General features: G+C 72.7%; 23 protein-coding genes. 14 read left to right on the top strand and 9 right to left on the bottom strand.

What is annotated here, in order from left to right:
* The first annotated feature begins 65 nt into the window (after positions 1-65).
* Positions 66-1193, top strand: coding sequence for a site-2 protease family protein (locus tag IEY55_RS17745; RefSeq protein WP_189059265.1), 1128 nt, complete (start codon positions 66-68; stop codon positions 1191-1193).
* A 108-nt stretch (positions 1194-1301) separates the two neighbouring features.
* Positions 1302-2129, top strand: a complete 828-nt coding sequence (locus IEY55_RS17740; protein ID WP_189059264.1) for a tRNA (adenine-N1)-methyltransferase — start codon at positions 1302-1304, stop codon at positions 2127-2129.
* Between the two features lie 159 nt (positions 2130-2288).
* Here IEY55_RS17740 and IEY55_RS17735 read toward each other — a convergent pair whose 3' ends face one another.
* Positions 2289-3089: a nuclear transport factor 2 family protein gene (locus IEY55_RS17735; RefSeq protein ID WP_189059262.1), complete on the bottom strand. Its 801-nt coding sequence runs from the start codon at positions 3087-3089 to the stop codon at positions 2289-2291.
* Positions 3090-3178: 89 nt separating this feature from the next.
* Positions 3179-3742, bottom strand: a complete 564-nt coding sequence (locus IEY55_RS17730; protein WP_189059260.1) for an Rv0361 family membrane protein — start codon at positions 3740-3742, stop codon at positions 3179-3181.
* Positions 3743-4228: 486 nt separating this feature from the next.
* Here IEY55_RS17730 and arc point away from each other — a divergent pair, with 486 nt between their 5' ends.
* Together arc and IEY55_RS17720 are read left to right on the top strand one after the other, a co-directional pair.
* Entirely contained in the window at positions 4229-6025 is a 1797-nt protein-coding gene (gene arc, locus IEY55_RS17725; RefSeq protein WP_189059258.1) for a proteasome ATPase, read from the top strand.
* Between the two features lie 205 nt (positions 6026-6230).
* Positions 6231-6908 (top strand): hypothetical protein, encoded by a 678-nt coding sequence (locus IEY55_RS17720; protein WP_189059256.1) that lies wholly within the window; start codon positions 6231-6233, stop codon positions 6906-6908.
* A 56-nt stretch (positions 6909-6964) separates the two neighbouring features.
* Here the strand turns inward: IEY55_RS17720 and IEY55_RS17715 are convergent, their stop codons facing one another.
* The gene (locus IEY55_RS17715; RefSeq protein ID WP_189059254.1) at positions 6965-7492 is read right to left on the bottom strand and encodes an NUDIX hydrolase; all 528 of its coding nucleotides are present in this window, start codon (positions 7490-7492) and stop codon (positions 6965-6967) included.
* 232 nt (positions 7493-7724) lie between these two features.
* On the opposite strand from IEY55_RS17715, the gene IEY55_RS17710 reads away from it, so the two are divergent.
* From IEY55_RS17710 to prcA, 7 genes are all read left to right on the top strand, one after another.
* Positions 7725-8459, top strand: a complete 735-nt coding sequence (locus IEY55_RS17710; protein WP_229686511.1) for an ABC transporter ATP-binding protein — start codon at positions 7725-7727, stop codon at positions 8457-8459.
* Between the two features lie 11 nt (positions 8460-8470).
* Complete coding sequence (locus IEY55_RS17705) at positions 8471-10993, top strand: ABC transporter permease (protein ID WP_229686489.1); 2523 nt, start codon at positions 8471-8473, stop codon at positions 10991-10993.
* Between the two features lie 10 nt (positions 10994-11003).
* Positions 11004-13529, top strand: coding sequence for an FtsX-like permease family protein (locus tag IEY55_RS17700; RefSeq protein ID WP_229686488.1), 2526 nt, complete (start codon positions 11004-11006; stop codon positions 13527-13529).
* Positions 13530-13648: 119 nt separating this feature from the next.
* A complete protein-coding gene (gene dop, locus IEY55_RS17695) occupies positions 13649-15148 on the top strand; it encodes a depupylase/deamidase Dop (protein ID WP_189059249.1) in 1500 nt (499 codons plus the stop codon).
* Between the two features lie 165 nt (positions 15149-15313).
* Positions 15314-15508 carry a ubiquitin-like protein Pup gene (locus tag IEY55_RS17690; RefSeq protein WP_189059247.1) on the top strand — a complete coding sequence of 65 codons (195 nt, stop codon included), beginning with the start codon at positions 15314-15316 and terminating at the stop codon, positions 15506-15508.
* Positions 15509-15631: 123 nt separating this feature from the next.
* Positions 15632-16477: a proteasome subunit beta gene (gene prcB, locus IEY55_RS17685; RefSeq protein ID WP_189059446.1), complete on the top strand. Its 846-nt coding sequence runs from the start codon at positions 15632-15634 to the stop codon at positions 16475-16477.
* A gap of 52 nt (positions 16478-16529) precedes the next feature.
* On the top strand, positions 16530-17360 hold the full coding sequence (prcA, locus tag IEY55_RS17680) for a proteasome subunit alpha (protein ID WP_189059245.1): 831 nt from the start codon (positions 16530-16532) through the stop codon (positions 17358-17360).
* Positions 17361-17417: 57 nt separating this feature from the next.
* On the opposite strand, the gene IEY55_RS17675 is transcribed toward prcA, so the two are convergent.
* Together IEY55_RS17675 and IEY55_RS17670 are read right to left on the bottom strand one after the other, a co-directional pair.
* Positions 17418-17738, bottom strand: a complete 321-nt coding sequence (locus IEY55_RS17675) for an alpha/beta hydrolase (RefSeq protein WP_189059243.1) — start codon at positions 17736-17738, stop codon at positions 17418-17420.
* A 215-nt stretch (positions 17739-17953) separates the two neighbouring features.
* Positions 17954-18817: a hypothetical protein gene (locus IEY55_RS17670; protein WP_189059241.1), complete on the bottom strand. Its 864-nt coding sequence runs from the start codon at positions 18815-18817 to the stop codon at positions 17954-17956.
* Between the two features lie 430 nt (positions 18818-19247).
* Between IEY55_RS17670 and pafA the strand changes: the two genes are divergently transcribed.
* A complete protein-coding gene (gene pafA / locus IEY55_RS17665) occupies positions 19248-20606 on the top strand; it encodes a Pup--protein ligase (RefSeq protein WP_189059239.1) in 1359 nt (452 codons plus the stop codon).
* Between the two features lie 54 nt (positions 20607-20660).
* Here pafA and IEY55_RS17660 read toward each other — a convergent pair whose 3' ends face one another.
* The 4 genes from IEY55_RS17660 to IEY55_RS33230 form a co-directional block, all read right to left on the bottom strand.
* Positions 20661-20975: a hypothetical protein gene (locus tag IEY55_RS17660; protein ID WP_189059237.1), complete on the bottom strand. Its 315-nt coding sequence runs from the start codon at positions 20973-20975 to the stop codon at positions 20661-20663.
* Positions 20976-21106: 131 nt separating this feature from the next.
* Positions 21107-22141, bottom strand: coding sequence for an NAD(P)/FAD-dependent oxidoreductase (locus IEY55_RS17655; protein ID WP_229686487.1), 1035 nt, complete (start codon positions 22139-22141; stop codon positions 21107-21109).
* 115 nt (positions 22142-22256) lie between these two features.
* Positions 22257-23312, bottom strand: a complete 1056-nt coding sequence (locus IEY55_RS17650) for a type III polyketide synthase (RefSeq protein WP_189059235.1) — start codon at positions 23310-23312, stop codon at positions 22257-22259.
* A 421-nt stretch (positions 23313-23733) separates the two neighbouring features.
* The gene (locus tag IEY55_RS33230; protein ID WP_444543293.1) at positions 23734-23877 is read right to left on the bottom strand and encodes a transposase-like zinc-binding domain-containing protein; all 144 of its coding nucleotides are present in this window, start codon (positions 23875-23877) and stop codon (positions 23734-23736) included.
* A gap of 159 nt (positions 23878-24036) precedes the next feature.
* Here IEY55_RS33230 and IEY55_RS17645 point away from each other — a divergent pair, with 159 nt between their 5' ends.
* Together IEY55_RS17645 and IEY55_RS17640 are read left to right on the top strand one after the other, a co-directional pair.
* Positions 24037-25035, top strand: coding sequence for a helix-turn-helix transcriptional regulator (locus IEY55_RS17645; protein WP_189059233.1), 999 nt, complete (start codon positions 24037-24039; stop codon positions 25033-25035).
* Positions 25032-26003: a helix-turn-helix transcriptional regulator gene (locus tag IEY55_RS17640; protein ID WP_189059231.1), complete on the top strand. Its 972-nt coding sequence runs from the start codon at positions 25032-25034 to the stop codon at positions 26001-26003. Before IEY55_RS17645 ends, IEY55_RS17640 begins: the two co-directional genes overlap by 4 nt.
* Positions 26004-26063 lie beyond the last annotated feature (60 nt).

The raw sequence follows: 26063 nt of genomic DNA, 5'->3' as shown, positions 1-26063 counted from the left end.
CACTTCCGGGGAGGACCACGCCGCGCGTCACCATGACCCCACACCTGGCCGAATACGCTTTCCCCATGGCCACCGCCAGCCGCGCGCACCAGCCGACGCCGCCGATCGGCGGTCTCGTGCTGGGCCGGGTGTCCGGTGTGCCGATCCTGCTCGCGCCGTCCTGGTGGTTCGGTGCGGCGGTCATCGTGCTGCTCTACGTCCCGCTCGTGGAGCGGCTGCTGCCGAGCGCCGGCATCGGCACCGCGTTCGCGCTGGCCGTGGCGTTCGCCGTGCTGCTGGCGCTCTCGGTGCTGCTGCACGAGCTGGGGCACTGCCTGGTGGCGCTGCGGCTCGGCCTGCCCGTGCACCGGGTCCGGCTCTACCTGCTCGGCGGCCTGACCGAGGTGGCCCGCACCCCCAGCCAGCCCCGGCAGGAGGGCGTGGTGGCCGCGGCCGGCCCCCTGGTGTCGGTGGTGCTCACCGTGCTCCCGCTGGGCGTGTTCTTCCTCCTGGAGCCCGGAACGCCGCTGGCGCTGCTGGTGCTGCAGACGGCGGTGGCCAACGGCCTGGTAGCCGCCTCCAACCTGCTGCCCGGACTCCCGCTGGACGGCGGCCGGATGCTGCGCGCCGGGGTGTGGGCGGTGACCGGCCGGCGCGGCACCGGTACCCGGGCCGGGGTGGTCGGCGCCGGCGTGGTGGCCGCGGGCCTGGCCTGGTGGGCCGCGGCCGGGCTGGCCGCCGGGGCCGAGGACCGCTGGCTGCGGCTGGGCGTGTGCGTCCTGATGGCCTGGTTCATCGTGGTCGGCGCGGGCGCCGAGCTGTTGTCCGAGCAACGACGGCGGTGGCCGGACGGAGTGCGTCTGGCCGACCTGGTGCGGCCCGTGCTGCAGCTGCCGGCCGAGAGCCCGGTCGCCGACGCGCTCGCCGCCTCCGCCGGGCGGGGCGTGGTGCTGGTGCGCGCCGACGGGGTGGCCGCCGGGCTGCTCGACCAGAAGGCCGCGACCGCGCTCGCCGCGGTGTCCCCGCTGGCCCCCGCCGAACGCGCCGCCGAACCCATCCGGCCGGAGACCGTGCTACTGGACTCCGACCCCGGGGAAGAGGTCGCCGACCGGGTCGGCACCACCGCCGCGTTCCAGTTCCTGGTGGTCGACGCCGAGGGCCGACCTGCCGGGGTGCTGCGCCGGGAGGACCTGCGCGCCGCCCTGGGCCGGTAACGGCCGCGATTTCGCCCGCCCGCGGCCCGTCTGCGACGATGGCGCGCTGGCCGGAGGCGAACCGGCGAATCGGGTGATGATGGTCAAGGACGTGGAGGTTCGACGCGCGTGAGCACTGCCAGCGGCCCGTTCCGGCCCGGCGACCGGGTGCAGTTGACCGACCCCAAGGGCCGGCGCTACACGGTCGTGCTGGAACCCGGCGGGGAGTACCACACCCATCGCGGGGTGCTGGCGCACGACGACCTGATCGGTGCCCCGGAGGGCTCGGTGGTCACTTCCGCCGGCGGCACCCAGTTCCTCGCCCTGCGCCCGCTGCTGGCCGACTACGTGCTCTCCATGCCGCGCGGCGCCCAGGTCATCTACCCGAAGGACGCCGCGCAGATCGTGATGTGGGGCGACGTCTTCCCCGGCGCGCGGGTGCTCGAAGCCGGCGCCGGCTCGGGCGCACTGACCTGCTCGCTGCTGCGGGCGGTGGGGGAGAAGGGCAGCGTCACCTCCTACGAGGTGCGCGCGGACCACGCCGAGCACGCCGTGCGCAACGTGGAGCGGTTCTTCGGTGAGCGGCCACCGAACTGGACGCTGCACGTCGGCGACGTCGCTACGCACACCGGCGAGGTCGACCGGGTGATCCTCGACATGCTCTCCCCCTGGGACGTGCTGGAACCGGTGTCCCGTGCGCTGGTTCCCGGTGGTGTGCTGGTGGTGTACGTGGCGACCACCACGCAGCTGTCCCGCGTGACCGAGGCGTTGCGGGAACAGCAGTGCTGGACCGAACCGCAGGCGTGGGAAACGTTGCTGCGGCCCTGGCACGTGGTGGGCCTGGCGGTGCGACCCGAGCACCGGATGCAGGCGCACACCGCGTTCCTGCTCACCGCCCGCCGCCTGGCCGATGGGGTGGTGCCGCCGCGCCCGCAGCGACGCCCCAGTCGCGGCTGAGCCGACGCTGCCGCGGCGACGCCGTACCTGGTACACCCCTTACCTGGCAAGGAAAAGGCGGCAGGATGACCCGATGAGGGCCGATCAGGTTTGGTAAAGAGCCGGCGCCCGACCACCCCGAGCGAGTGGCCGGGCGCCGTGGTTCTACTCGTCAGCCCCTCAGATGCCCATGCCGCCGAACCCGCAGAGCTTCCAGTCGCCGCTCTCCTTCTTGATGTCCAGCGTGAGCTTGGTCTGGAAGGGCTTGCCCATACCCATGTCCAGCTCGGTGTTCACCTCGGCCTTCGCGGTGTCCCCGGACGTGGTCACCGAACCGAGTGAAGCCTTCATGGACATGTTTTTCATCGAGTCCTCGAACCGCTTCTTGTCCTCGGGCGAGATCCCGTCGGGCAGGTTCTTACTGCCCTCCGTCATCTGCTTGACCCTCGCCTTGTAGCTGTCGCAGACCATGCCGTCGTCCATCGGCTTCTTGTTGTTCACCGAGCTGACGAACGCCTCCGCCACCTGACGCGGGTCGCTGCCGCCCCCGCCGCTGGCCCCGAAGAGCGCGATGACGAGCACGATCGCCCCGATGACCAGGACACCGACGCCGCCGAGGATCCACGGCAGGGGGCTCTTCTTCTTCGGTGGCACGGCGCCGCCGGGATAGCCCGGGTACCCGCCGAACTGCTGGGACGGGTCGTAACCGCCCGGTGGTTGCTGGCCGTAGGGGCCCGGCTGCCCGAACTGTCCGGTCTGGTACGGATTGGGCTGGCCGTACTGCCCGCCCTGCGGCGCCTGTTCCCAGCCGCCCTGCGGGGGCTGCCCCCAACCACCCTGCTGCGGCTGCGGCCCGGTCTGGCCGAAGCCGGGCTGCCCCTGCTGGCCCCGGTCGGACCCGCCCGGCTGCGGGCCTGGCTGCTGGGGCCAGCCTCCGGGCTGCTGGCCGTACGGACCGGGTTGCTGCGGCGGGTACGTCACGGTGTAGCTCCAGAACTGTCGTGGTCGGTCACCGCGTGGTGATCGGGCCCACGGTACGCGGCCGCAGCCCGCCGCCGGGGCGAGTTCGGTCAGTTCGGGCCGGAGTTGGGGCCGACGTCACCGGGCGAGGTCCCGACCTGGCCGCCACCCTGCCGCAGCTCGCACACCCGCCACTCGCCGTCCTCCCGGACCAGCTTCATCCGCAGGTCGACGTCCCGGAAGATCGTCTTGGACTGTTCCGGGACGTTGACGTAGCTCACCGAGAGTGCGGCCACCGCGGCGTCCGCGCCCTGTTCGGTCACCTCGCCCAGCCGCACCTCGGCGCGGATGTCCCGATAGCTCTCCGGAGCCCTGGGGCGCGAGCCCGGCTCCAGATTCCGCTTCAGGTTCCCGGTGTTCTCCCGCTGTTCGGAACAGGTCGCCTTCCCCAGGCCCGGGTAGTCGCGGGTGTTCATCATCGCCACGTAGTCCTTGGCGGCCGACTCCGCGCCACCCCCGGTCAGCAGCACGACGAGCAGAACGACGACGCCGACGGCCGCCACCCCGCCGCCGGCCAACACCCACGGCAACGCCCGGCGCTTCCGCGGCGGCGGTGGGCTGAACGGCGGCCAGCACTGCCCCTGCTGCCCCGGAAACTGTTGACCGGGGACCATTCCCGGGCCACCCGGTTGGCCGTACCCACCCGGCGGCGTCGGAGCGTGCTGTCCGGGTGGTGGCGGCCAGCCACCCGCGCCGGGCTGCCCCGGCCCGCCGTGGGAGCCGGACGGCTCCGGGCCGGTCGGTTGCTGCCCGAACGGACCCGGCTGTCCGGGCCATCCGCCCGGGCCCGGCGGCCGGCCCGACCCGGGTCCACCCGGCGGTGGGCCGGCGGGGTCGGGCGGCTGTGGTGGAACGGACATCGCGTGCTCCTGGAAGTTCCGCGGCTGGTCAGGGACACTGCCCGGACGGACGCTGGTGTGTCGCCGAGTAGGACGCACGGTAATGGGTAGGTGGTGCGCAGTGGCACCGAAACGGAGCAGCTCATCCGGCCGAGCGGGCGTTTTGCCCAGTCTCTGTGGGCCACCCGGCATGTATGGGCCCGCTCTGGTCGGTGATCGCCGGTACCGTGGGTGTACGTAGCACGGGAGGAGGGTGCCGACATGCAGCACGACCGTCCCGGCAGCCGACCCGATGAGGGCGGCGAGCTGAACACCGGCCCCAGCGCCGCTGAGCTGACCGCACAGATCCGGTTCCTGGAAGACGAGGTGGCGCTGCTGCGCCGCAAGCTCACCGAGTCTCCCCGGCACGTCCGCCTGCTCGAGCAGCGACTGGCCGAGGCGTCGAACCGGGTGAGCCAGCTCACCGAACGCAACTCGAAGTTGGTCGAGACGCTGAAGGACGCGCGTAGTCAGTTGATGGCGTTGCGTGAGGAGGTCGACCGTCTCGCCCAGCCACCCAGTGGTTACGGCGTGTTCCTCTCCGTCCACGAGGACGGCACCGTGGACGTGTTCACCGCCGGTCGCCGGATGCGGGTGGCGGTGTCCCCGGCGGTGACCGTCGAGGACCTCCGGCTCGGCCAGACGGTGCGGCTGAACGAGGCGCTCACCGTCGTGGAGGCGGGCACCTTCGAGCGCACCGGCGAGGTGTGCACGCTGCGGGAGCTGCTCCTGGGCGAGGAAGAGGAGCAGGCCAGCAGGGCGCTCGTGGTCGGCCACGCGGACGAGGAGCGGGTGGTGCTGCTGGCCCACTCGCTGCTGGAGTCCCCGCTCAAGCCCGGCGACTCGTTGCTGGTCGACGCCAAGGCGGGCTACGCCTACGAGCGCGTGCCCAAGGCCGAGGTCGAGGACCTGGTTTTGGAGGAGGTCCCCGACGTCGACTACGCCGACATCGGCGGCCTCGGGCGGCAGATCGAGCAGATCCGCGACGCGGTGGAGCTGCCATTCCTGCACGCCGAGCTGTTCCGGGAGTACCAGCTGCGGCCGCCCAAGGGCGTGCTGCTGTACGGCCCACCCGGCTGCGGTAAGACGCTGATCGCCAAGGCGGTCGCCAACTCGCTGGCCAAACAGGTGGCGTCGGCCCGCGGGGACGACGACCGGCAGGCAAAGTCCTACTTCCTCAACATCAAGGGCCCGGAGCTGCTCAACAAGTTCGTCGGCGAGACCGAGCGGCACATCCGGCTCATCTTCCAGCGCGCCAGGGAGAAGGCATCCGAGGGCACCCCGGTGATCGTGTTCTTCGACGAGATGGACTCGATCTTCCGCACCCGCGGCAGCGGCGTGTCCTCGGACGTGGAGACCACGATCGTTCCCCAGCTGCTCAGCGAGATCGACGGTGTCGAGGGGCTGGAGAACGTCATCGTGATCGGTGCCTCCAACCGGGAGGACATGATCGACCCGGCGATCCTGCGCCCGGGACGGCTCGACGTGAAGATCAAGATCGAGCGGCCGGACGCCGAGGCGGCCAAGGACATCTTCTCCAAGTACCTGACCACCGGCCTGCCCATCCACGCCGACGACGTCGCCGAGTTCGGCGGGGACAAGCAGGCCTGCGTCGAGGCGATGATCCAGCACACCGTCGAGCGGATGTACGCCGAGACCGAGGAGAACCGGTTCCTGGAGGTCACCTACGCCAACGGGGACAAGGAAGTGCTGTACTTCCGGGACTTCAACTCCGGCGCGATGATCCAGAACATCGTGGACCGGGCGAAGAAGGCGGCGATCAAGTCGGTGCTGGAGACCGGCCAGCCCGGCCTGCGCGTGCAGCACCTGCTGGACGCGATCGTCGACGAGTTCGCCGAGAACGAGGACCTGCCCAACACCACCAACCCGGACGACTGGGCCCGGATCTCCGGCAAGAAGGGCGAGCGGATCGTCTACATCCGGACCCTGGTCACCGGCAAGAACCAGGAGGCCGGGCGGGCCATCGACACCGCGACCAACACCGGCCAGTACCTGTAAACCCCGATCCCTATGCTCCACCGCGGCCCCCGCCGGACGGCGGGGGCCGCGGTGAATTTGCCCGGTTCCGGGCCTTGTTGTGCGTCTTGTTGTTACGTTGCGATGCTCGCGTCGCCCGTCACCTCGGGGCGGCGCATCCAGCGGTGATCGATACCCTGTCCGGGGTAGCCGGTGGTCGCCGGGCGTGGACGCGGAGGTGTGTCGGGTGCGCCGTCCTGGGCTGGTGCTCGTTCTCGGTGCCGTACTGGTGAGCGGGTGCTCGGGACGTCCGAACGACCTCTCCGACGGCGCCTACTACGACGAGGCGTCGACGCCGGCGACCACCACCACGGCGTCGCCGGCCGCCCCCTCGACCTCGACACGCCCGTCACCGGCCCCCTCGGCCCGCGCCGACCGCCAGGACGCGCAACGGGTGGCCAAGGCGCTGCTGTCCGACGCGGTGCTGGCAGCGGAAGGCTTTCAGGCCGCCACACCGGCACGACCGGCCCCCGCCCGCCCCCTACCGCCCTGCGTTCCCGGAGTCGACCTGGAGAAGGTCGTCCAGGGCGGGCAGCAAGCCACCTGGCAGGGCGTGCGCACCCGGGTCCCCCTGCGGCAGTACGTGGGTGTGGTGGTGGACGGCAACGCCGCCGATCTGGTGCGCGCCGCCCGCCGCGCCGGAGGCTGTGCCGGTGCCACCGGGCTGCAGTTGCCGGCGCTGCCCGGGGCCGACGCCCGGGTCGCCTGGTGCGTCGCCGGAACCATCCAGCCGAGCTGTCGCATGCTGGTCGCCCGGGGCAACCTGCTCACCGACGTCGAGGTCGGTGCCGCCACCCCGACCCGGTCCCGCGAGCTGGCCACCCAGCTCGCGCCCCTGATCGCTCAGGCGCTCACCACCGTCTGAACACACCCGGGTCCGCGCCGGCTCCACCCGGCGAGGACACACGTGCCACGGCGTCGCTACGCACCGCCCCCGCCGTGCTGGTAGTGCTCCCAGGCCCGGAAGCCCGCGTGACCGTCCGGGGTGAAGGGCCAGTTTGGGTCGGCCAGCCGCGCCCGCAGCTCCGCGACCGTCATCCAGTCGCCCTCGGCGATCTCCTCGGGCTGCGGGGTGACCGGCCCGTCCCAGCGAGTTTCGAACAGGAACGCGTGGTAGCGCACGGGCCCGTCGACGAAGGGTGTGCGGAGCAAAGGAAGTAGCGGCACGTCCCGGATCCCCAGTTCCTCGGCCAGCTCGCGACGCGCGCAGTCCGCGGGCTCCTCGCCCGCCAGCACCACGCCGCCGGCCCAGCAGTCGTGCATCCCGGGGTAAACGTCCTTGTCGTCGGTCCGCCGGTGGACGTACAAGCGTTGACCGTCTCCGGAGCGCACCAGCACGGACGCCGCCGCGTGCCACAGCCCCTGCGCCCGCATCCGGGATCGCGGCGCCGAGCCGACCTCGTGCCCCGTGACGTCGTAGATCGCCACCACCTCGTCGTCCACCCGCACACCCCGATGCTGCCAGCGACCCCGACCCGGGCCCCATGTCGCTGCGACCACGGGCTGATCAGCCCTCCGTCCGCAGGACGACCGGGGGTCGGGACCGCTGGCGGACGCCGGCGTACCGGGGGCGCCCATAGCGTCGTCGCCGACCAAACCGGATGCCGAACGGAGGATCGCGTTGAGTTCCGAACAACGCCTGGACGCGGCGCGCCCGGCCCCATCGTCGACCGTTGCCGGGGTGCCCACCGCCCGGGTGGCCGCCCGAACCGTGGACCTGGCCAAGGTCTACGGGCGTGGGGAGGCGGCGGTCCGCGCGCTCGACGGCGTCACCCTGGACATCCACGCCGGCCGCTTCACCGCGGTCATGGGGCCCTCGGGCTCGGGCAAGTCCACCCTCATGCACTGCCTGGCCGGCCTGGACGACGCCACCTCCGGGCAGGTGTCGCTGGGCGGCACCGAGCTGACCGGGTTGTCCGACCGTGAGCTCACCAAGCTGCGCCGGGACCGTGTCGGTTTCGTCTTCCAGGCCTTCAACCTGCTGCCGCAGCTCACCGCGCAGGAGAACATCACGTTGCCGCTGGAGCTGGCCGGTCGGCAGCCCGACAGTGGCTGGCTGGCGGAGATCGTGACTGTCCTGGGCCTGGCCCAACGACTCAGGCACCGGCCCGCGGAGCTGTCCGGCGGCCAGCAGCAGCGGGTGGCGGTCGCCCGCGCACTGGTGACCCGGCCGGACGTGGTGTTCGCCGACGAGCCCACCGGCAACCTCGACTCCCGGTCCGGCAACGAGCTGCTCGGTTTCCTGCGCAGCTCGGTGCAGGACTACGGGCAGACCATCGTCATGGTCACCCACGACCCGGTCGCCGCCTCCTACGCCGACCGCGTCGTCCTGCTCGCCGACGGCCAACTGGCCGGGGAGATCTACCGGCCCACGCCGGACTCCGTGCTGGACGCGTTGAAGCGCCTGGGGGCCTGAGCGTCGTGACCGTGTTCCGGTCCGTGCTGGCGGAGGTGCGGCAGCGGCCAGCACGGCTACTTCTGACCGGGTTGGCCGTCCTGGTCGCGACCGCGTTTGCCGCCGGCACCCTGCTGTTCACCGACACGCTGCGCGCCACGGTCCGCGACGGCGTCTCCGGCGTGCCGGAGGGCGCGGCGGTCGTGGTGGACGCCCGGCACCCGGCCGCGGGGGAGACGGCCGAGGGCGGGCCCGAGGGGCTGGACCCGGCACTGGCCACGCGGGTGGCCGAGCTGCCCGGGGTGGCCGACACGCGCGCCGTCCGAGAGGGACCGGTTGCGCTGGCCCGCACCGGCGGCACCGCGGACCCGGGGTACTGGCGGGTGGTCAGCGACTCCTTCCAGGGGTCGCTGAGCAGCTACCAGATCCTGCGCGGGTCCGCCCCGTCCGGGCCCGGCGAGGTCGCGCTCACCCGCGAGGCCGCCGACCGGCTCGGGCTGGGCGTGGGGGACCGGGTCGTGTTGCGCCCCGGTGCGGACGCCGCCGATCGTGAAGTGACGGTCACCGCCCTGACCCTGGGGCCCTTCCTGGAGGGCAGCGGCACGGTGGTCGCACCGGACGACACCGCCGCCGAACTGGGTGCGCGCTCGGTGAGCCGGCTGCTGGTGGCGGCCCAGCCCGGTGTCGCCCCGGCCGAGCTGACCAAGCACGTCGCCAACCTCGTCAGCGGCCAGGGGAAGGCGCACGACGCCGGGCAGCTCCGGCAGGAACGGCTCGCCGAGCACGTCCGCAGCTTCGACCAGGTCCTGGTCCTGCTGTCGATCTTCACCGGGATGGCGATGGTGTCGGCCGCGATCGTGGTGGCCGCCACCTTCCGCATCGTGGTCGCCCAGCGCCGGCGGCAGACCGCGCTGCTGCGCTGCGTGGGCGCCGGCCGCGGCCAGGTGGTGGCCTCCCTGCTCGCCGAGGCCGCCCTGTCCGGCCTCGTCGCGGGAGTCCTGGGCGCGGTGCTCGCGTGGCTGCTCGGGCAGGGCACGGTCGCGCTGGTCCGGAACTGGCTCGACCAGCCCCAGCTGCACCTGCAGGTCTCCCTCGGCGGGCTGGTGCTGTGCGTCGGGCTGGCGGTGCTGGTCACCGTGCTGGCCGCGGTCCTGCCCGCCGTCTCCGGCTCCCGCGTCCCACCGGTCGCCGCGCTCGGCGCCGCGCCCACGGTCGACGTCGGCCAGGGCGTGACCCGGCTGCGCTGGGTACTCGCCGGCCTGCTCGCCACCGGCTCGGGCGGGCTGGCCGCCCTGGCGCTGGCCACCAGCCGCGGGGACCTGCCCACCCTCACCGCGGTCGCCTGCTCGGGCATGTTGGCCTTCGGCGCGTTGGCCGCAGCCGCACCCATAATCCTGTCCCGGCTGGCCCGTCTGCTGGCCTGGCTCGTCCAGGACCTGGGCAAGATCCCGCTGCGGGTCGCCGTCGGCAACGTGCTCCGCATGCCCCGGCGCACCGCGGCCACCACGCTGGTGCTCGCCCTCGGCGTGGCCATGGTGTCGGCGGTCCTGGTCGGCGTGAGCTCGGCGCGGGCCAGCGTCGACGAGCAGCTCGCCGGCTCCCGCCCGGCGGCGCTGGTGATCAGCCCGGCCTTCCCCGACGGCCCCGGCATCGCACCCGAGGTCGTCTCCGAACTGCGGGCACTACCCGCGGCCGGATACGTCACCGCCAGCACCGAGACCCGGGCCGGCGTGGGCGACGTACGCGGCCTGGCGCGGGGCACGGAACTCAGCGAGTTCCCGCCGCTTCGGCGGGGCGTGGTCTACGAGGGCGCGCTCACCGACCTCGGCCCGGGCCGGGTCGGCCTCTACAAGGACGTCGCGGAACGGCTGGGCAAGCACGCGGGTGACCAGCTCACCCTGCACAAGGACGGCCGGCGGGTCACGTTGACGGTCGCCGCCGTCTACCGGAATGCCGGATCGCTGGGCTCGTTCGCGCTGAACCCCACCGACCTGGCGGCCCTCGACCCGTCGGCCCGGGTGACGCGCGTCCTGCTCGACCCCGCCCCCAACCACGACCGCAACCAGCTCCGGGCCGCTGTGGACCGGGCGCTGGCCGGCAACACCAACGTGGTCGTCCAGGCCCCCGGCGACGAGCGCGCCGCGTTCGAGGAGATCAGCCGGGTCGCGACGTTGATCGCGCTCGGCCTGGTCGGGATCACCGTGCTGGTGGCGGTCGTGGGCGTGGGCACCACGCTGTCCCTGTCGGTCGTGGAGCGCACCCAGGAAAGCGGGCTGCTGCGAGCACTGGGCCTGCAACGCGCCGGCGTGGCGGCCGCCCTGGCGTGGGAAGCCGTGCTGTTCGGCGGCTCCGCCGCCGTCCTGGGCATCACCGCCGGCACCGGCTACGGCGTCCTGACGCTGACGGCCATGTCGGTCTTCGAGGTCATTGCCATCCCGTATGAGCAGCTCGTGGTCGTGGCGCTCGGCCTGGTCGCCCTCCTGCTGGTCGCGTCGGCCGGGCCGGCCCGACGCGCCAGCCGGACGACCCCGCTGCAGGCGCTGGCCACCGAATGAGGAGAGAACCGTGAACTTCCTGACCGTGGTGCGGTTGGCGCTGGGCGAGGTCCGGCGCCGGCCGGGCCGCGCCCTGTTGCCCGGCGTGGCACTGGTGGTGGGCGTCGCCTGCCTCACCGCGTCGCTGGCGCTGAACGCCGCCATGGAACGCGCCGCCACCGACGGCCGCCCCCACGTGCCCTCCGCCGTCGGGCTCGTGGTGGAACACGACCCACTCAACCGGCCCGACGACAGCAAGCCGGCCGACCTGGCGTCGCTGGTGCCCCGACTCAGCAAGGTGCCCGGGGTGCAGCGGGTCGTGCCCGTCCAGCAGGCCCAGGTCGACGTCCTGCTCGACGACGGCCACGCCACCGCCAACCGGGCGCGGATGGACATCGAGCAACCCGAGGACGCGCTGCGCCGGGTGCCTGTTGGCGAGGGGCGGCCACCGGCGGCGGACGGCGAGGTCGCCGTCGACCGGGTGACCGCCTACCAGCACAAGCTGCGCCCCGGCTCGACGCTCGCCGTCGCCGACGCCCAGGGCAGGCGGACCGAGGTCCGCGTCAGCGGCGTCACCGAGCGCGGCGGCGGCTTCGAGACGACCGCCCTGGTCGGCGGCCCGCGGCTGGCCACCAAGCTGGACCCCGAGCCCGACACCACCGAGCTGTACCTGCTGCTCGCCCCGGGCGCCGACGCCGCAGCCGCGCGGGCGGCGGCCGGCGGCCTGCTGGGCGCGGGCCTGCGCGTCGTGCCCGCCGGCTCGGCGCTGTCGATGGCCGACTCCGGCGACGCGGTCGCGTTGCTGTTGTTCAGCGTCCTGGCCCTGGCCACCGCGGTGTTCGTCGCTGCCGCCACCTTCCGCGCCGTCTACCTGCAACGGCGGCGGCAGACCGCGTTGCTGCGCTGTCTCGGCGCCCGGCGGAGCCCGCTGGTGGCGGCCAATCTGGTGGAGGCCACGCTCACCGGCGCCGTCGCCGGCCTGCTCGGGGCCGCGCTCGGCGGGCCGGTGGCCTGGTTGCTGGCCCGGCTGCTCGACGTCACCGGGGTCTCGGCCGTGCTCGGCGCGGTCGAGCTGAGCCCACCGCTGCTGCCGCAGGGATCCCACCTGCTGCTCGGCGTGATCGTGGCCGGCGCGCTGAGCGTGGTCGCCGCGGTCCGGCCGGCCCTGGCCGCCTCCCTGGTGTCCCCGCTGGCCGCGCTGCGCAGCGCCGAGGAGGCCCCGCCCGGGCGGGCGCTGTCGCGCGGCCGCCGCGTCCTCGGCTGGCTCGCGGTCACCTCGGCCACCTTGCTCGCCGCGGCGGCCTGGGCGACCAAGGGCAGCAGCGGTGCGTTGTTCGCCGCCCTGTTCTCGGCGATCGCGGCGATGGCCGGCCTGTTCATGGCCTTCGGCCCGGTCACCGTGCCCTGGATCAGCCGGCTGTTCGGCTGGATCGCCGGCCGGCTCGGCGGCACCACCTGGCGGCTGGCCGCGCTGGAGGTCCGCCGCGTGCCGCACCGGTCGGCGGCGGTGGCGTTGCCGCTGGTCGCCGCCAGCGCGCTGGTCACCTTCGGGGTCACGACCATGGGCGGCCTGGCGGCCATGGGCGACGAGCTGGCGAGGCAACCCCGCGCGGACGTGGTGCTGGAGGACAGCGGCGACCGGCCATTGCCGCAGAGCGTCGTCCAGACCGCGACCCGCGACGGCGCGGTGGCCGCCGCGGCCGTGCTCGGCCGGACCAGGGGCAGCCTGCCGATCGGCGTCCGGGGCGCCGCGGAACAGGTCCAGGTCGCCGGCACCGACCCGGCGGCGATGAGCGAGCTGGCGGTCCGCTCCGGCATCCCCCGGCAGGACGTCGCGGACTTCGGCCCCGGCGCGGCCCTGCTCGCCGACTGGACGGCCCGGCAGCTCGATCTCAAGCGCGGAGACCCCGTCACCATCGGCGACCTCCCCGGCGGGCCCCGCACGGTTCGCTACGCGGGCAGCCTGCCCTACAGCCTGCCCGGGACCGCGGTCGTGTTGGCCGACCCGGGCCTGGCACCGCCCACCTCCACGCTGATCGCCCTCAAGGAGGGGGTGGACCAGGGCGCCTACCGCGACGGGCTCCGCGCCGCCCTGCGCGACAACCCCACCGTCCTGGTCGGCACCAGGGCGGAGAAGAAGGCCGAGAACGAGCGGCAGCTGCACCTGGCCGCGACCACCTTCAGCGTCCTGCTCGGCCTGTCGGTGGCCGTCGCCGTCACCGGCATCGGCACCGCCCTGGCGATCTCGGTGCAGGAACGGCGCAGGGAGCTGGCCCTGCGACGGGCGCTGGGTGTCCGCCGCACCGGGATGCGGTACGGGCTGGTCGCCGAGGCCGTGCTGCTCGCGCTGGTCGGCCTGGTCGGGGGTGGCGCGCTCGGCGCCGGCTACTCCTGGCTGTTGCTCGCCGGCTTCGGTTCCGGCGCCCTGCCCACGGCCCCGGTCACCACCTTGCTGGCCGGCGCGGCCGTGGTGGTCGGGCTGGCCGCGCTCAGCGCGGTCGGGCCGGCCCGGACCGCCGGCCGGATCGCCCCGGCCGCCGGCCTGGCCAGCGGCTGACGGCCACCACCGAACCAACCGGGTCGAACCCCGTTGGGGGTGGGGTTCGACCCGGTGTCGTGGCCAGATCGTCCAGCGGGACGGCGGTGCGGCCGCGCCGCGCGCCGTACGCTGGCGGCATGCGGCGGATCATGGGGACCGAGGTCGAGTACGGCATCGCCGTGCCCGGGGACGCGACGGCGAACCCGGTGCTGACCTCCACGCAGGTGGTGCTGGCCTATGCGGCGGCCGCGGAGGTGCCGCGGGCGCGCCGGGCCCGGTGGGACTACGAGGTCGAGTCGCCCTTGCGCGACGCCCGCGGCTTCGACCTCGGCGCGCCGGGCGTGCCGCCCAGCGACCCCGAGGTGGAGGACCTGGGCGCGGCCAACGTCATCCTCACCAACGGCGCCCGGCTCTACGTCGACCACGCCCACCCGGAGTACTCCACCCCCGAGGTGACCAACGCCCGCGACGTGGTCATCTGGGACAAGGCGGGGGAGCGGGTGATGGAGGAGGCGGCGATGCGCGCCGCCACCGTGCCCGGCCAGCCCCGGGTCCAGCTCTACAAGAACAACGTCGACGGCAAGGGTGCCAGCTACGGCTCGCACGAGAACTACCTGATGTCCCGCAGCACCCCGTTCACCGCGGTGATCACCGGGCTGACCCCGTTCTTCGTGTCCCGCCAGGTGGTGTGCGGCTCCGGCCGGGTGGGGTTGGGCCCCTCCGGCGAGGACGCCGGCTTCCAGCTCTCCCAGCGCGCCGACTACATCGAGGTCGAGGTCGGCCTGGAGACGACCCTCAAGCGGGGCATCATCAACACCCGCGACGAGCCGCACGCCGACGCCGACAAGTACCGCCGGCTGCACGTCATCATCGGCGACGCCAACCTCGCCGAGTACTCCACCTACCTCAAGGTGGGCACCACCGCGCTGGTGCTGGACATGATCGAGGCCGGCCAGCGGTTCGACGACCTGCGGCTGGCCGACCCGGTCCGCGCGGTGCACGCCATCAGCCACGACCCGGGCCTGCACGCCACCGTCGAGCTGGCCGACGGCCGCCGCTTCACCGGCCTGGACCTGCAGTGGGCCTACCACGAGCGGGCGGCCGAGCACGTGGACCGGCACGGCGCCGACCGGACGTCGGTGGAGGTGCTGCGCACCTGGGGCGAGGTGCTCGACACGTTGCGCCGGGACCCGATGGACTGCGCCGACCGGCTGGACTGGCCGGCCAAGCTGCGCCTGCTGGAGGGCTACCGGGCCCGGGACGGGCTGGGCTGGTCCGCGCCGCAGCTGCACCTGGTCGACCTGCAGTACTCCGACGTCCGCCTGGACAAGGGCCTGTACAACCGCCTCGTCGCGCGCGGCTCGATGCGCCGGCTGGTCGGCGAGGAGGAGGTGCGTGCCGCCATCCTCACCCCGCCGGAGGACACCCGCGCCTACTTCCGGGGCCGCTGCCTGGAGCGCTACCCCAGCGAGGTGGCCGCCGCCTCCTGGGACTCGGTCATCTTCGACCTGGGCCGGGAGTCGCTGGTGCGCATCCCCACGCTGGAACCGCTGCGCGGCACGAAGTCGCACGTCGGGCACCTGCTGGAGGCCGCCAGCACCGCCGAGGAGCTGGTGGAGTCGTTGACCCGGGGATAATCCGCCGTATGACATGGCTCACCCCGGGGCGGGCCGCCCGCCGGTGGGCGACCCACCCGGGGTGATGATCATCCCGACGGGCGGGAACTGTCCGGGTGGCTGGCGGCGGTTGTCCGGGCGGGTGGGTAATGTTCTTGGTAGGCCCACCGAAACCGGGAGGCGAAGATGTCGCAGGAGAAGGTGCAGCGGCACGGCGGTGGCGACGGCGACGAAGAGAACGCCAACGCAGCGCCGGCCGGCCAGGAACGCCGGGAGAAGCTCGGCGAGGACGTCGACGCCATCCTGGACGAGATCGACGACGTCCTCGAGGAGAACGCCGAGGACTTCGTCCGCGCATACGTGCAGAAGGGCGGCGAGTAACCGCCCGATCACGGCGGGTCGCCGCACCGCGGCGACCCGCCGTGCCATAGGCGGGGACCCACCGCGGGGTGCCCGCCCGAGACGATGCAACCGAACCGACGCGAGCAGGAGACGATCCAGCCGATGGAACAGCCCTCGGCCCGGTTCCAGCCGGGCGCGGCCCTGCCGGCGGCCTACTTCACCGCGGGCACGTCCTCGTTCACCGAGTTCCTCCGTGCGGCCGCGCCGGAGATGCTGCCCGGACACCGCGGGTCCGTCGAGGGCCGCGTCGAGGCGCCACACGGCACCACCATCGTGGCGCTGACCTTCCGCGGGGGCGTGCTCGTCGCCGGTGACCGCCGCGCCACCATGGGCAACGTCATCGCCCAGCGCGACATCGAGAAGGTGTTCGTCACCGATGAGTACTCCGCGGCGGGCATCGCCGGCACCGCCGGCATCGCCATCGAGATGGTCCGGCTGTTCGCGGTCGAGCTGCAGCACTACGAGAAGATCGAGGGCGTGCCGCTGTCGCTGGACGGCAAGGCCAACCGGCTGGCCACCATGCTGCGCGGCAACCTCGACGGCGCCCTGATGGGGCTGGCGGTGCTGCCGCTGTTCGTCGGCTACGACCTGGACGCACCCGAGCCGGACCGGGCCGGCCGCATCATCTCCTACGACGTCACCGGTGGTCGCTACGAGGAGTCCGCCGGCTACCACGCGGTCGGCTCCGGGGCGTTGTTCGCCAAGTCGGCGCTGAAGAAGCGCTACGACCCCGAGGCCGACGCCGAGACCGCGGTGCGGACCGCGGTGGAGGCGCTCTACGACGCGGCCGACGACGACACCGCCACCGGCGGGCCGGACCTCAGCCGCGGCATCTTCCCCGTCGTGATCACCATCACCGCCGATGGTGCGGTCCGCCTGCCCGAGGAGCAGGCCGGCGCGGTCGCCGCGGCCGTGGTGACCGGACGCCGGGAGAATCCGGGCGGCTAGCCCCGTCCGGACGTCCCGTTCCCTTCGCGATCCCTGTCGAGGAGCACACACCGTGACGTTGCCGTTCTACGCCTCTCCCGAACAGCTCATGCGGGACAAGTCGGAGTACGCCCGCAAGGGCATCGCCCGCGGGCGCAGCGTCGTGGTGCTCAGCTATGCCGGCGGCGTGCTGTTCGTCGCGGAGAACCCCTCGACGACACTGCACAAGGTCTCCGAGATCTACGACCGGATCGGCTTCGCCGCCGTCGGCCGCTACAGCGAGTTCGAGAACCTGCGGCAGGCCGGCATCCGCTTCGCCGACATCCGCGGCTACGGCTACGACCGGCGGGACGTCACCGGCCGCCAGATCGCCAACACCTACGCCCAGGTGCTGGGCCAGATCTTCACCGAGCAGCCCAAGCCCTACGAGGTCGAGCTGTGCGTGGCCGAGGTCGGTGGCGAGGCGGCCGAGGACCAGCTCTACCGGGTCACCTACGACGGCTCGGTCGGTGACGAGCCGGGCTTCGTGGTGATGGGTGGGCAGGCCGAGGCCATCGCCTCCGCGCTGAAGGCGGACTACCGGGCCGAGCTGGACCTCGCCGAAGGGATCCAGGTGGCGCTCAGGGCGCTGCGCGCGGGCAACACCGGCAACAGCGGCAACGGCAGCAGCGAGAAGCGCGAGCTCGGGGTCAAGCAGCTCGAGGTGGCGGTGCTGGACCGGGCGCGGCCGCGGCGGGCGTTCCGCCGGATCCGCGGCGCCGCCCTGGAGGCGTTGCTCTCCGGCGGTGCCAAGCCGGCCAGGACCGGGAAGTCCGCGAAGAGCGAGAAGACCGAGGAGCCGCCGGCCGGGCCCGCCGAAGGGGAGAAGTCCGGCGAGGGCGGAAGCAGCGACAGCGAGTCCTGACCGACCTTCCGTGGACCCTGCGGCCCGGCGCGCTACGCGCCGGGCCTTTTCCTTGGGCTACCCGGAAAACGGCGCCAGCCCGTCATCGCAGCGCACGTCAGCTGACGGAAGCCTTCGGTCCACCAAGTCATTCCGGTTGACACGACTGAAGCAGTCGTCGATCGGCACGTGGCCGTACCCGTTGACCACTTTCACGTACCGACTGTTCGCCAGCCGCTGATGGGCCCGCCGCGCACCCTTGACCGGGGTGGCGGGGTCGAATCGGTTGTTGGCCAACAAAATTGGCGCACTGGTGGGACGGTGCCAAAGACCGTCGTAGCGCAACGGGTCACGAACGGGCCAGGACGCGCACGCGGAAAGCGGATACCACCACGACACACCGAACAGTGGCGCCTGTTGCTCGACCCGCCGTCCCAGGATTGGTTACAGCCAAAGCGCCCGCGGCAGCCGGGGTGCCTCGGCGGGCATGCGCCCGCCCACAACCTTGATCAGGGTACTGAGGAGGAGCAACCGGTTGATCAGCCGACCGTCCGGTGGCGGGAACCACCGGACGGACCAGCCAGGGGTGAGTGCCCAGAGGGTGCGGAGTCAGCTCAGGTCGCGACCTGGGGGCCGGCGGGGGCAGCTTCCGCGCCACCGTCCTCGCCGCTCTCCTGCGGCAGGATCACCTGGTCGACCAGTTGCCCGACCAGGCCCCGCCGCGGCAGGAACAGCACGAGGATCACCGCGGTGACCACCAGTCCGCCGAGCAGCCAGCCGAGCAACCCGATCACGACGCTGGCCGCGACCCCGCCGGCCACCCCACCGCCCAGCACGGCAATCCCCGCGACGACGGCGAAAACCGCGATCTGGGTGATCCCGGACCGGCTGTAGAGCGGGTCCTCCGCGGACCGGATCCCGGTGATGTGCCAGTACGCCAGCATGACCCCCATGATCGGCAGCAGGATGGCGCCCAGCAGGTAGAGGGTGATGGCCAGGTTCGAGGTGAGCCAGGTTCCCAGGTTGGAAAAGAAGTCGTCGGAGCTCCAGCCGTCGAACTCCGCCCGGCTCAACGAGAGGAACCGCTGGTATCCCCGCCCGTCCCAGCCGTAGGCGAGGATGAACGTCATGACGAAGTAGCCGCCCACCAACTGCAGGGCGGCCCACCGCCGCCACTCGCGGACCACGCAGAACTGGGTGATGCCGAAGCCCAGCGCGGCCCCGATGACCGTGGCGAGGTAGAAGAACCCCACCAGCCACCAGGGCGCGGAGTCGAGCAGGTGGAACGACGACCAGCTCGGGTAGGCGGCGAGCAGGTAGGCCCCGGCCGGTGCCACCAGCAGCGCGACGTAGAGGACGCTGCCGAGCAGGTACCGGTTGGCCGATATCCCCGGGTTCCGGTGCCGCTCCTGCAGTTGGTGCGCGCTCGCCATCGCGAAGCCCGCCCCGATTGCGTAAGCCCAAACGACCTCGATCATTGGTTGCTCCCCGGCGAGAAGGGGCGGAGGTGGCCCAACTCCACCGACCGGTGCGGGATGGTCCCGCGGCTTGTGCCGGCCGAACCTACTCCAAAGTAGGTAAGTTGTGAAGTGGGCCATACGACTGAGCTATCGGGCCGCCGGTCCAGGCCCTGAACAGGGCCGATGAAGATTCGCCCGGTGCGTGACCGACAGTGGCCGGCACCGGGCGCCGTCGCGTCCGGCGACCAGCCGCACCCCACGTCGACCGGACCCGCCGCGTGAGCGGTGCGTTACTCCGAACGAGGTCCGGCGCGGCCTCGTTCAGCCGAACGGCGCCGCCGCCCGGCCGGCAGCGCACGCTCGGGCGCTCACCGTTGGTGTCCTGCCACCTGAACCAACCCCGAACGGCGGCAGGTGGTCGGCGCCCGGAGCGCCTACTGTGGACAACATGCAGCGGCGGATCTTCGGCATCGAGACCGAGTTCGGGGTGACCTGCACCTTCCACGGTCAGCGCCGGCTCTCGCCGGACGAGGTCGCGCGGTACCTCTTCCGGCGGGTGGTGTCCTGGGGACGCTCGTCCAACGTGTTCCTGCGCAACGGCTCCCGGCTCTACCTCGACGTCGGCTCGCACCCGGAGTACGCCACCGCCGAGTGCGACGACCTGGTGCAGCTGGTCACCCACGACAAGGCCGGCGAGCGCATCCTGGAGGACCTGCTGGTCGACGCCGAGCGGCGGCTGGCCGACGAGGGCATCGGCGGCGACATCTTCCTGTTCAAGAACAACACCGACTCGGCGGGCAACTCCTACGGCTGCCACGAGAACTACCTGGTGGCCCGGGCCGGCGAGTTCTCCCGGATCGCCGACATCCTGCTGCCGTTCCTGGTCACCCGGCAGTTGATCTGCGGCGCCGGCAAGGTGCTGCAGACGCCGCGCGGCGCGGTGTACTGCCTCTCGCAGCGGGCCGAGCACATCTGGGAGGGCGTCTCCAGCGCGACCACCCGGTCCCGGCCGATCATCAACACCCGGGACGAGCCGCACGCCGACGCCGAGCGCTACCGCCGGCTGCACGTCATCGTCGGCGACTCGAACATGTCGGAGGTGACCACGCTGCTCAAGGTCGGCACCGCCAACCTGGTGCTGGAGATGGTCGAGCAGGGCGTGCAGTTCCGGGACTTCACGCTGGACAACCCGATCCGCGCGATCCGGGAGATCAGCCACGACCTGACCGGCCGGCGCCTGGTGCGGCTGGCCGGCGGCCGGGAGGCCTCGGCACTGGACATCCAGCGCGAGTACTACGCCAAGGCCGTCGAGCACGTCGCCCAGCGTGGCCCGGACCCGGTCGCGCAGCGGGTCGTCGAGCTGTGGGGGCGCACCCTGGACGCCATCGAGCAGCAGGACCTGAGCCGGATCGACCGCGATATCGACTGGGCGATCAAGCACCGGCTGGTGGAGCGGTACCGGGCCAAGCACAACCTGGACCTGTCCAGCCCGCGGGTGGCCCAGCTCGACCTGGCCTACCACGACATCCGGCGCGGCCGCGGCCTCTACGACATGCTGCTGCGCAAGAGCCTGGTGGAGAGGGTCACCGACGACGGCGAGATCGAGGCGGCCAAGGACACGCCGCCGCAGACCACCCGGGCCAAGTTGCGCGGCGACTTCATCGCGGCCGCCCAGGCCGCCGGCCGGGACTTCACCGTCGACTGGGTGCACCTCAAGCTCAACGACCAGGCCCAGCGCACCGTGCTGTGCAAGGACCCGTTCCGCTCGGTCGACGAGCGCGTGGAGCGCCTGATCGCCTCGCTGTAGCCACCGAGGTGCCTGCCGGTCCCGGTCCGGGGCGGTGCCGGCTGATCGTCGGCGTCACCCGCAGCTGACGCCGACCCGGCGCGACCTGCCCTTCTGTTTCTTGCCCTGGGTATTGATGCGCGTCTCGGTGAACACCTCCTTTCCCGAGATGCCCCTGCATTCGTACGATGGGGTCAGCGTCGTGATGAAGCCGCTGCTCACGACTTCTTCGGCGGCCAGGGTCCGGTCGAACCACCATCTCCGATGGTGTCGGATCCGGACCGTGATCCGAGCGGAGGTCGGTACGGGACCCTCACACACCCGGCCGCCTTCCCCGATGAGGACCGTTCCGTCCATCCGGGGTGGGTTGGCGAACAGGTCACAGCTCATCTGCATCACCCCTTGAGCCACCGCAGGAGCCCACTCACGCCGCTCGGTGACAGTCGAGCTGATGTGACTTGAGTCACTATTGTTGGTTGTGGGTGACAGAGTACGCCGAATGTCGGCCGTTGTGGGGCTGTTCAGCGCAGGTGACGGAGCAGCGTCTGCACCAAGTCCGGGTGGCGCGCCGCCAACGGCACCAGCCGCCGCCGAAGCCACGGCCGTCGGGCAGCCGCGAGCAGGGACCGGGTGACCAGGCGATGCCGGCGGCTCAGCCGCCGCCACGCCCGTTCGTACTCCTGGGGATGCTCGGTGACCACGCAGTCCACCAACGCGAGGGCCGTGACCATCCCCAGGCTCAGGCCGTCGCCGGTGAGCGCGTCCACCGATCCGGCGGCATCACCGACCAGCATCACCCGGCCGCTCACCCGGGCCCGGGTGAGTTGGCACAGCGGGCCGTCACCGCGCTCGGCCGACACCGGCCGCGCCCCCGCCAGCCGCTCCGCCAGCAGCGGGAAGGCCGGCAGCGCGTCGGCGAACCGCCGCGGGACGGTACCGAGAACCGCCACGTTGACCAGCTCGTCGGCAACCGGGGTCACGTACGCCTCGCCCTCGGCCGACCAGTGCACCTCCAGGTGATCCGTCCACGGCGGCACCACGAAGTGCCTCCGCAGCCCGTAGCGGGCCGGACCACGGGTGGGTCGGTACAGCCCCAGCCGGTGCCGGATCGGGGAGTGCAGGCCGTCCGCGGCGACCAGGTACCGGGCCCGCACGCCGGCGGCCTTCACGCCGGAGGCGTCCTGGTGCACCGTGCCCACCCGGCGCGGCAGCAACGTCACGCCCAGCTGGTCGGCGCGGGACCGCATCGCGTGCTGCAGCATGGTGCGCCGCACGCCCAGCCCGGGCCGCGCCCGGAAGTCGACGGCCGCCTGGTGCTGCCGGTCGAGGTGGCGGATTCCGGCCAGTGGCCGGCCCATGACGTCGATGCCCAGTTCGCCGAGCGCGGCGACCGCCGGTGGCAGCAGGGCCTCGGCGCAGGCCTTGTCGATGGGGCTCGGCCGCGGGTCCACCACCACGACCCGCAGGCCCGCCCAGGCCGCCCGAATCGCGGTGGCCAGGCCCACCGGTCCGGCGCCTGCCACCAGTAGGTCGATCACGGGCGTGCGGCGATCCACCCGAACACTGCCTTCCCGGTGCCGCAGGGCGCCGGCGCGGGGTGCGGCCGGGCCGGGACGGGCTCCGCGCCGGTGCGGGGGTCGTTGTCGGAACACCCGGCCGGCGGGGCCACCGCTACCACCTCAACAACGCCAGTTCGGAGCCCAACCCGGGGCACATCGCCAGCAGCAGCCCCGGCGAGCCCGCGGGCACGTCCGGACGCCGCACCGCCTCGCCGAGCACGTGCAGCACCGACGCCGACGACACGTTCCCCACCTGCTTGAGGGAACGCCAGCTCAGCTCCAGCGCGCTGGGAGCCAGGTCGAGCGCCGCACCCACGGCCTGCAGCACGCGCGGTCCACCGGCCTGGCACATCCAGGTGTCCACGTCGGGCACGGACAGCCCCTGCTCGGCGAGGAACTTGCCCACCTGCTCACCCAGGTGTCTTTCCACCAGGTCCGGTACGGCGCTTGCCAGCACCATGCGGAACCCGCTGCTGCCGATGTTCCAGCCGAGGATGCGGTCGCCGTCGGGGTGGTGGCCGCTGCGCGTGGCCACCACCCGCGGACCCCGGCAGGGCAGCTCGCCGGCCTGCTCGTCACCGACCAGCACGACCGCCACCGTGGCGTCGCCGAACAGGCTGCTGGCCACCAGGTTCGGCACCGAGGTGTCGGTGGGCCGCAGGGTCAGCGAGCACAGCTCGACCGCGAGCAGCACCGCGACCTGGTCCGGCCAGGCACGCAGGTAGTCGTGTAACCGACCGAGGCCGGCGGCACCGGCCGCGCAGCCCAGGCCCAGCATGGGGATGCGCTTGACGTCCGGGCGCAGGCCGACCCGCTGGGCCAGCAGCGAGTCCACCGCGGGCATGGTGGGGCCGGTGACCGAGGTGGTGAGCAGGAGGTCCACGTCCGCCGGGCCGAGCCCGACGGTGCCGAGCGCACCGAGCACCGCCTCCTCGGCCAGGTCGACGGCGTGGGTCAGGAACGCCTCGTCGGCGTCGGGGAGACCGGGGTAGGCGTGGAGGGGGAGCGTGAAGTGCCGGGTCCGCACCTGGGCCACCCGGTGCAGCTGCTCCAGCAGCGCCCGCTGCTCGTCGTCGCACCCGCACCACCCCGCGACCGCGGCGGTGACCTCCGGCTGGGTGTAGCGGTGCGGGGGTAGGGCGACCTGGACTGCGGCGACGCGAGACATGAGCCTGCTTCCCTTTCAGTGCCCGACATTGAGCATTGGATCGGATGTTTCGCTGGTTCCTGATCTCTGCTTGTAACTGAGCACCCAAATTGGATATTTCGCTCTCCACACCGGCATGAGCCGGTGTTGGAGTCCTGGTCCGGCAGTCTGGACCGGTGGCGATCGGCCCGTTCCTGGAGGATCTGCTTCACCCGTGCGGGGGGCGTGCGCAGGCCGATGTCGGGGTCGGCATCCCTATGCAGGACGTTGGTCGCGGCGGCATGGTCGGCCTGCCACACGGCCCCGCACGAGTTCCGGGTATTGAGACTCGTCGAGTACGCAGTTCTCGTCCCCTTCACCCGGCATCACCTGCGGTGACCATTTCGTGGCAGGTGGCCACGAAGGCGAGAGTGCGCGGGCACGATCGTCAACAGGTCCTGGATCATCTCCTCCTGGAGGTGCGAGGGGAGAGCGTCGGGGCGCTCTCGGCGTGCACGCGGGTTCCCGGACGACATGGCTTGCATCGGTAGCGCTGCCGCCCGTCTCGATCACCTGCCCTGACGATCGCGCCGCGACGCAACGTCACCGAAATAGTGAACTATAGCTTCAGTGTTGAATGAAAAAACCATCCCATCCGGCGGGAAAGATCCAGCCAGGACAGCAAAGGAAGCCTGGTCATGCCCGTTTCGGTGGTTCCGCCGGGATCGCTGGCCGTCCTCCCAACGGGTGGCGTTAGGGTGCCGTCGTGTCCACCGCCCGCGCCGAACGCCTGGTCAACCTGGTGCTCTGCCTGCTGTCCACCCGCCAGTACCTGACGGCCGAGCGCATTCGCGGCATCGTGCCGGGGTACAGCGATGCCCCGAGCGACGAGGCGTTCTTCCGGATGTTCGAGCGGGACAAGGCCGAGCTGCGGGACCTCGGGGTGCCGCTGGAGACCGGCCGCAACTCCGCCTTCGACCCGGTGGACGGCTACCGCATCGCGCGCCGGGACTACGAACTCGGTGACATCGACCTCGAGCCGGACGAGGCCGCGGCCGTGGCGCTGGCGGTGCGGCTGTGGGACTCCCCGGAGCTGGCCGGCGCCGCGCACGGCGCCCTGCTCAAGCTGCGTGCCGCCGGGGTGGACGTGGACGAGACCGCCCCGGCCGTGGTCGAGCCCAAGGTGCGGGCCAGTGAGCCGGCGTTCAGCCCGCTGCTGGCCGCGGTACAGGCCGGGCGGGCGGTGACCTTCGACTACCGCCGCCGGATGGGCCAGGACGTGCTGCGGCGCGAGGTCGAGCCGTGGGGCGTGGTGTCCTGGCGCGGCCGCTGGTACCTGGTGGGGCACGACCGGGGGCGCGGCGCCACCCGCTGCTTCCGGCTGTCCAGGATCCTCGGGGAGGCACGCGCCATCGGCCCGGAGGGCGCGGTGCGGCGACCACCCGACGTGGACCTGCTGCAGATCGTGGCCGGGGAGGACGAGCCGGCGCCACCGACGTCCACCGCCCGGCTGTGGGTGGCCGCCGGGCGGGCGCAGGGCCTGCGGCGCCGCGCGAAGCCGGTGCGGCCGGCCGAACTGGCCGGGGAGCCCGGCGACCTCGTCGAGGTCGACCTGCGGTTCTCCGACACGGCGGCGGCCTGGATCGCCGGCTACGGGCCGGATGTCGTCGTGCTGGAGCCCGACACCCTGCGCAAGGCGGTCATCGAGCTGCTGGCGGGTGCGGCCGGCATGCTGGCGGGTCCGGGGGAGGGCGAGCGGCGTTGAGCGGGTCGACGGAACGACTGCCCCGGCTGCTGGCACTGGTGCCCTACCTGCTGGCGCGACCGGGAATCCCGATCGCCGAGGCCGCCGCCGATCTCGCTGTCACCCCGCGGCAGCTGCGGCGCGACCTGGAACTGCTGTGGATGTGCGGGCTTCCCGGCTACGGGCCGGGCGACCTGATCGACCTGTCCTTCGAGGGGGACACGGTCACCGTGACCTACGACGCCGGGATGCGGCGGCCGCTGCGGCTGACCGCGGCCGAGGCGACCGCGCTGCTCGTGGCGTTGCGGGCGCTGGCCGACACCCCGGGCGTGGCCGACACCGACGCGGTACGGCGCGCGGTGGCCAAGATCGAGGCAGCGGTGGGGCAGGCCCAACCCGCGGGCGTCGTGGTCGGGCTCGGCGTCCGGGAGGGCGCGGTGGCGGACGGGACCCGGCAGGCGGTCACCATCGCCGTCGGGGAGCGGCGCGCGCTGTGGATGCGCTACTACACCGCCTCGCGGGACGAGATCACCGAGCGCGTGGTGGACCCGATGCGGTTGCTGCTGGTCGAGGGGCGCAGCTACCTGGAGGCGTGGTGCCGTTCGGTGGAGCGGGTGCGGCTGTTCCGGCTCGACCGCATCGACGCGGTACGGGTGCTCGACGAGCCCGCGGCGCCGCCACCGCACGCGCAGCCGACCGACGTCTCGGCCGGGCTGTTCCGCCCGGAGCCGGGACAGGGCAGTGCGTTGCTCGAACTGAGCCCGGATGTCCGATGGGTGGCCGAGTACTACCAGGTGGACGAGATCGAGGAACTGGGGAGCGGGCGGGCCCGGGTACGGATGCGCTACTCCGACCAGTCCTGGATGGTGCGGCTGCTGCTCGGCCTGGGCGACGAGGCGGTGGTGCTGGAGCCCGCCGAGCTGGCTGATCAAGTCCGTCACCGGGCCGCGGCCGCGTTGCGACGAGCGGGTCACCTTCCGGCCACCTAGACGAGTAAGTCCTAACTGGTCAGTGATCGAACGAGATCAGTGACCTGGTGACAGGCTGGC

The organism is Longimycelium tulufanense, assembly GCF_014645795.1.
In the GTDB taxonomy this organism is placed as follows: Bacteria; Actinomycetota; Actinomycetes; order Mycobacteriales; family Pseudonocardiaceae; genus Longimycelium; species Longimycelium tulufanense.
This window is presented reverse-complemented; position numbering and strand designations above follow the sequence as displayed.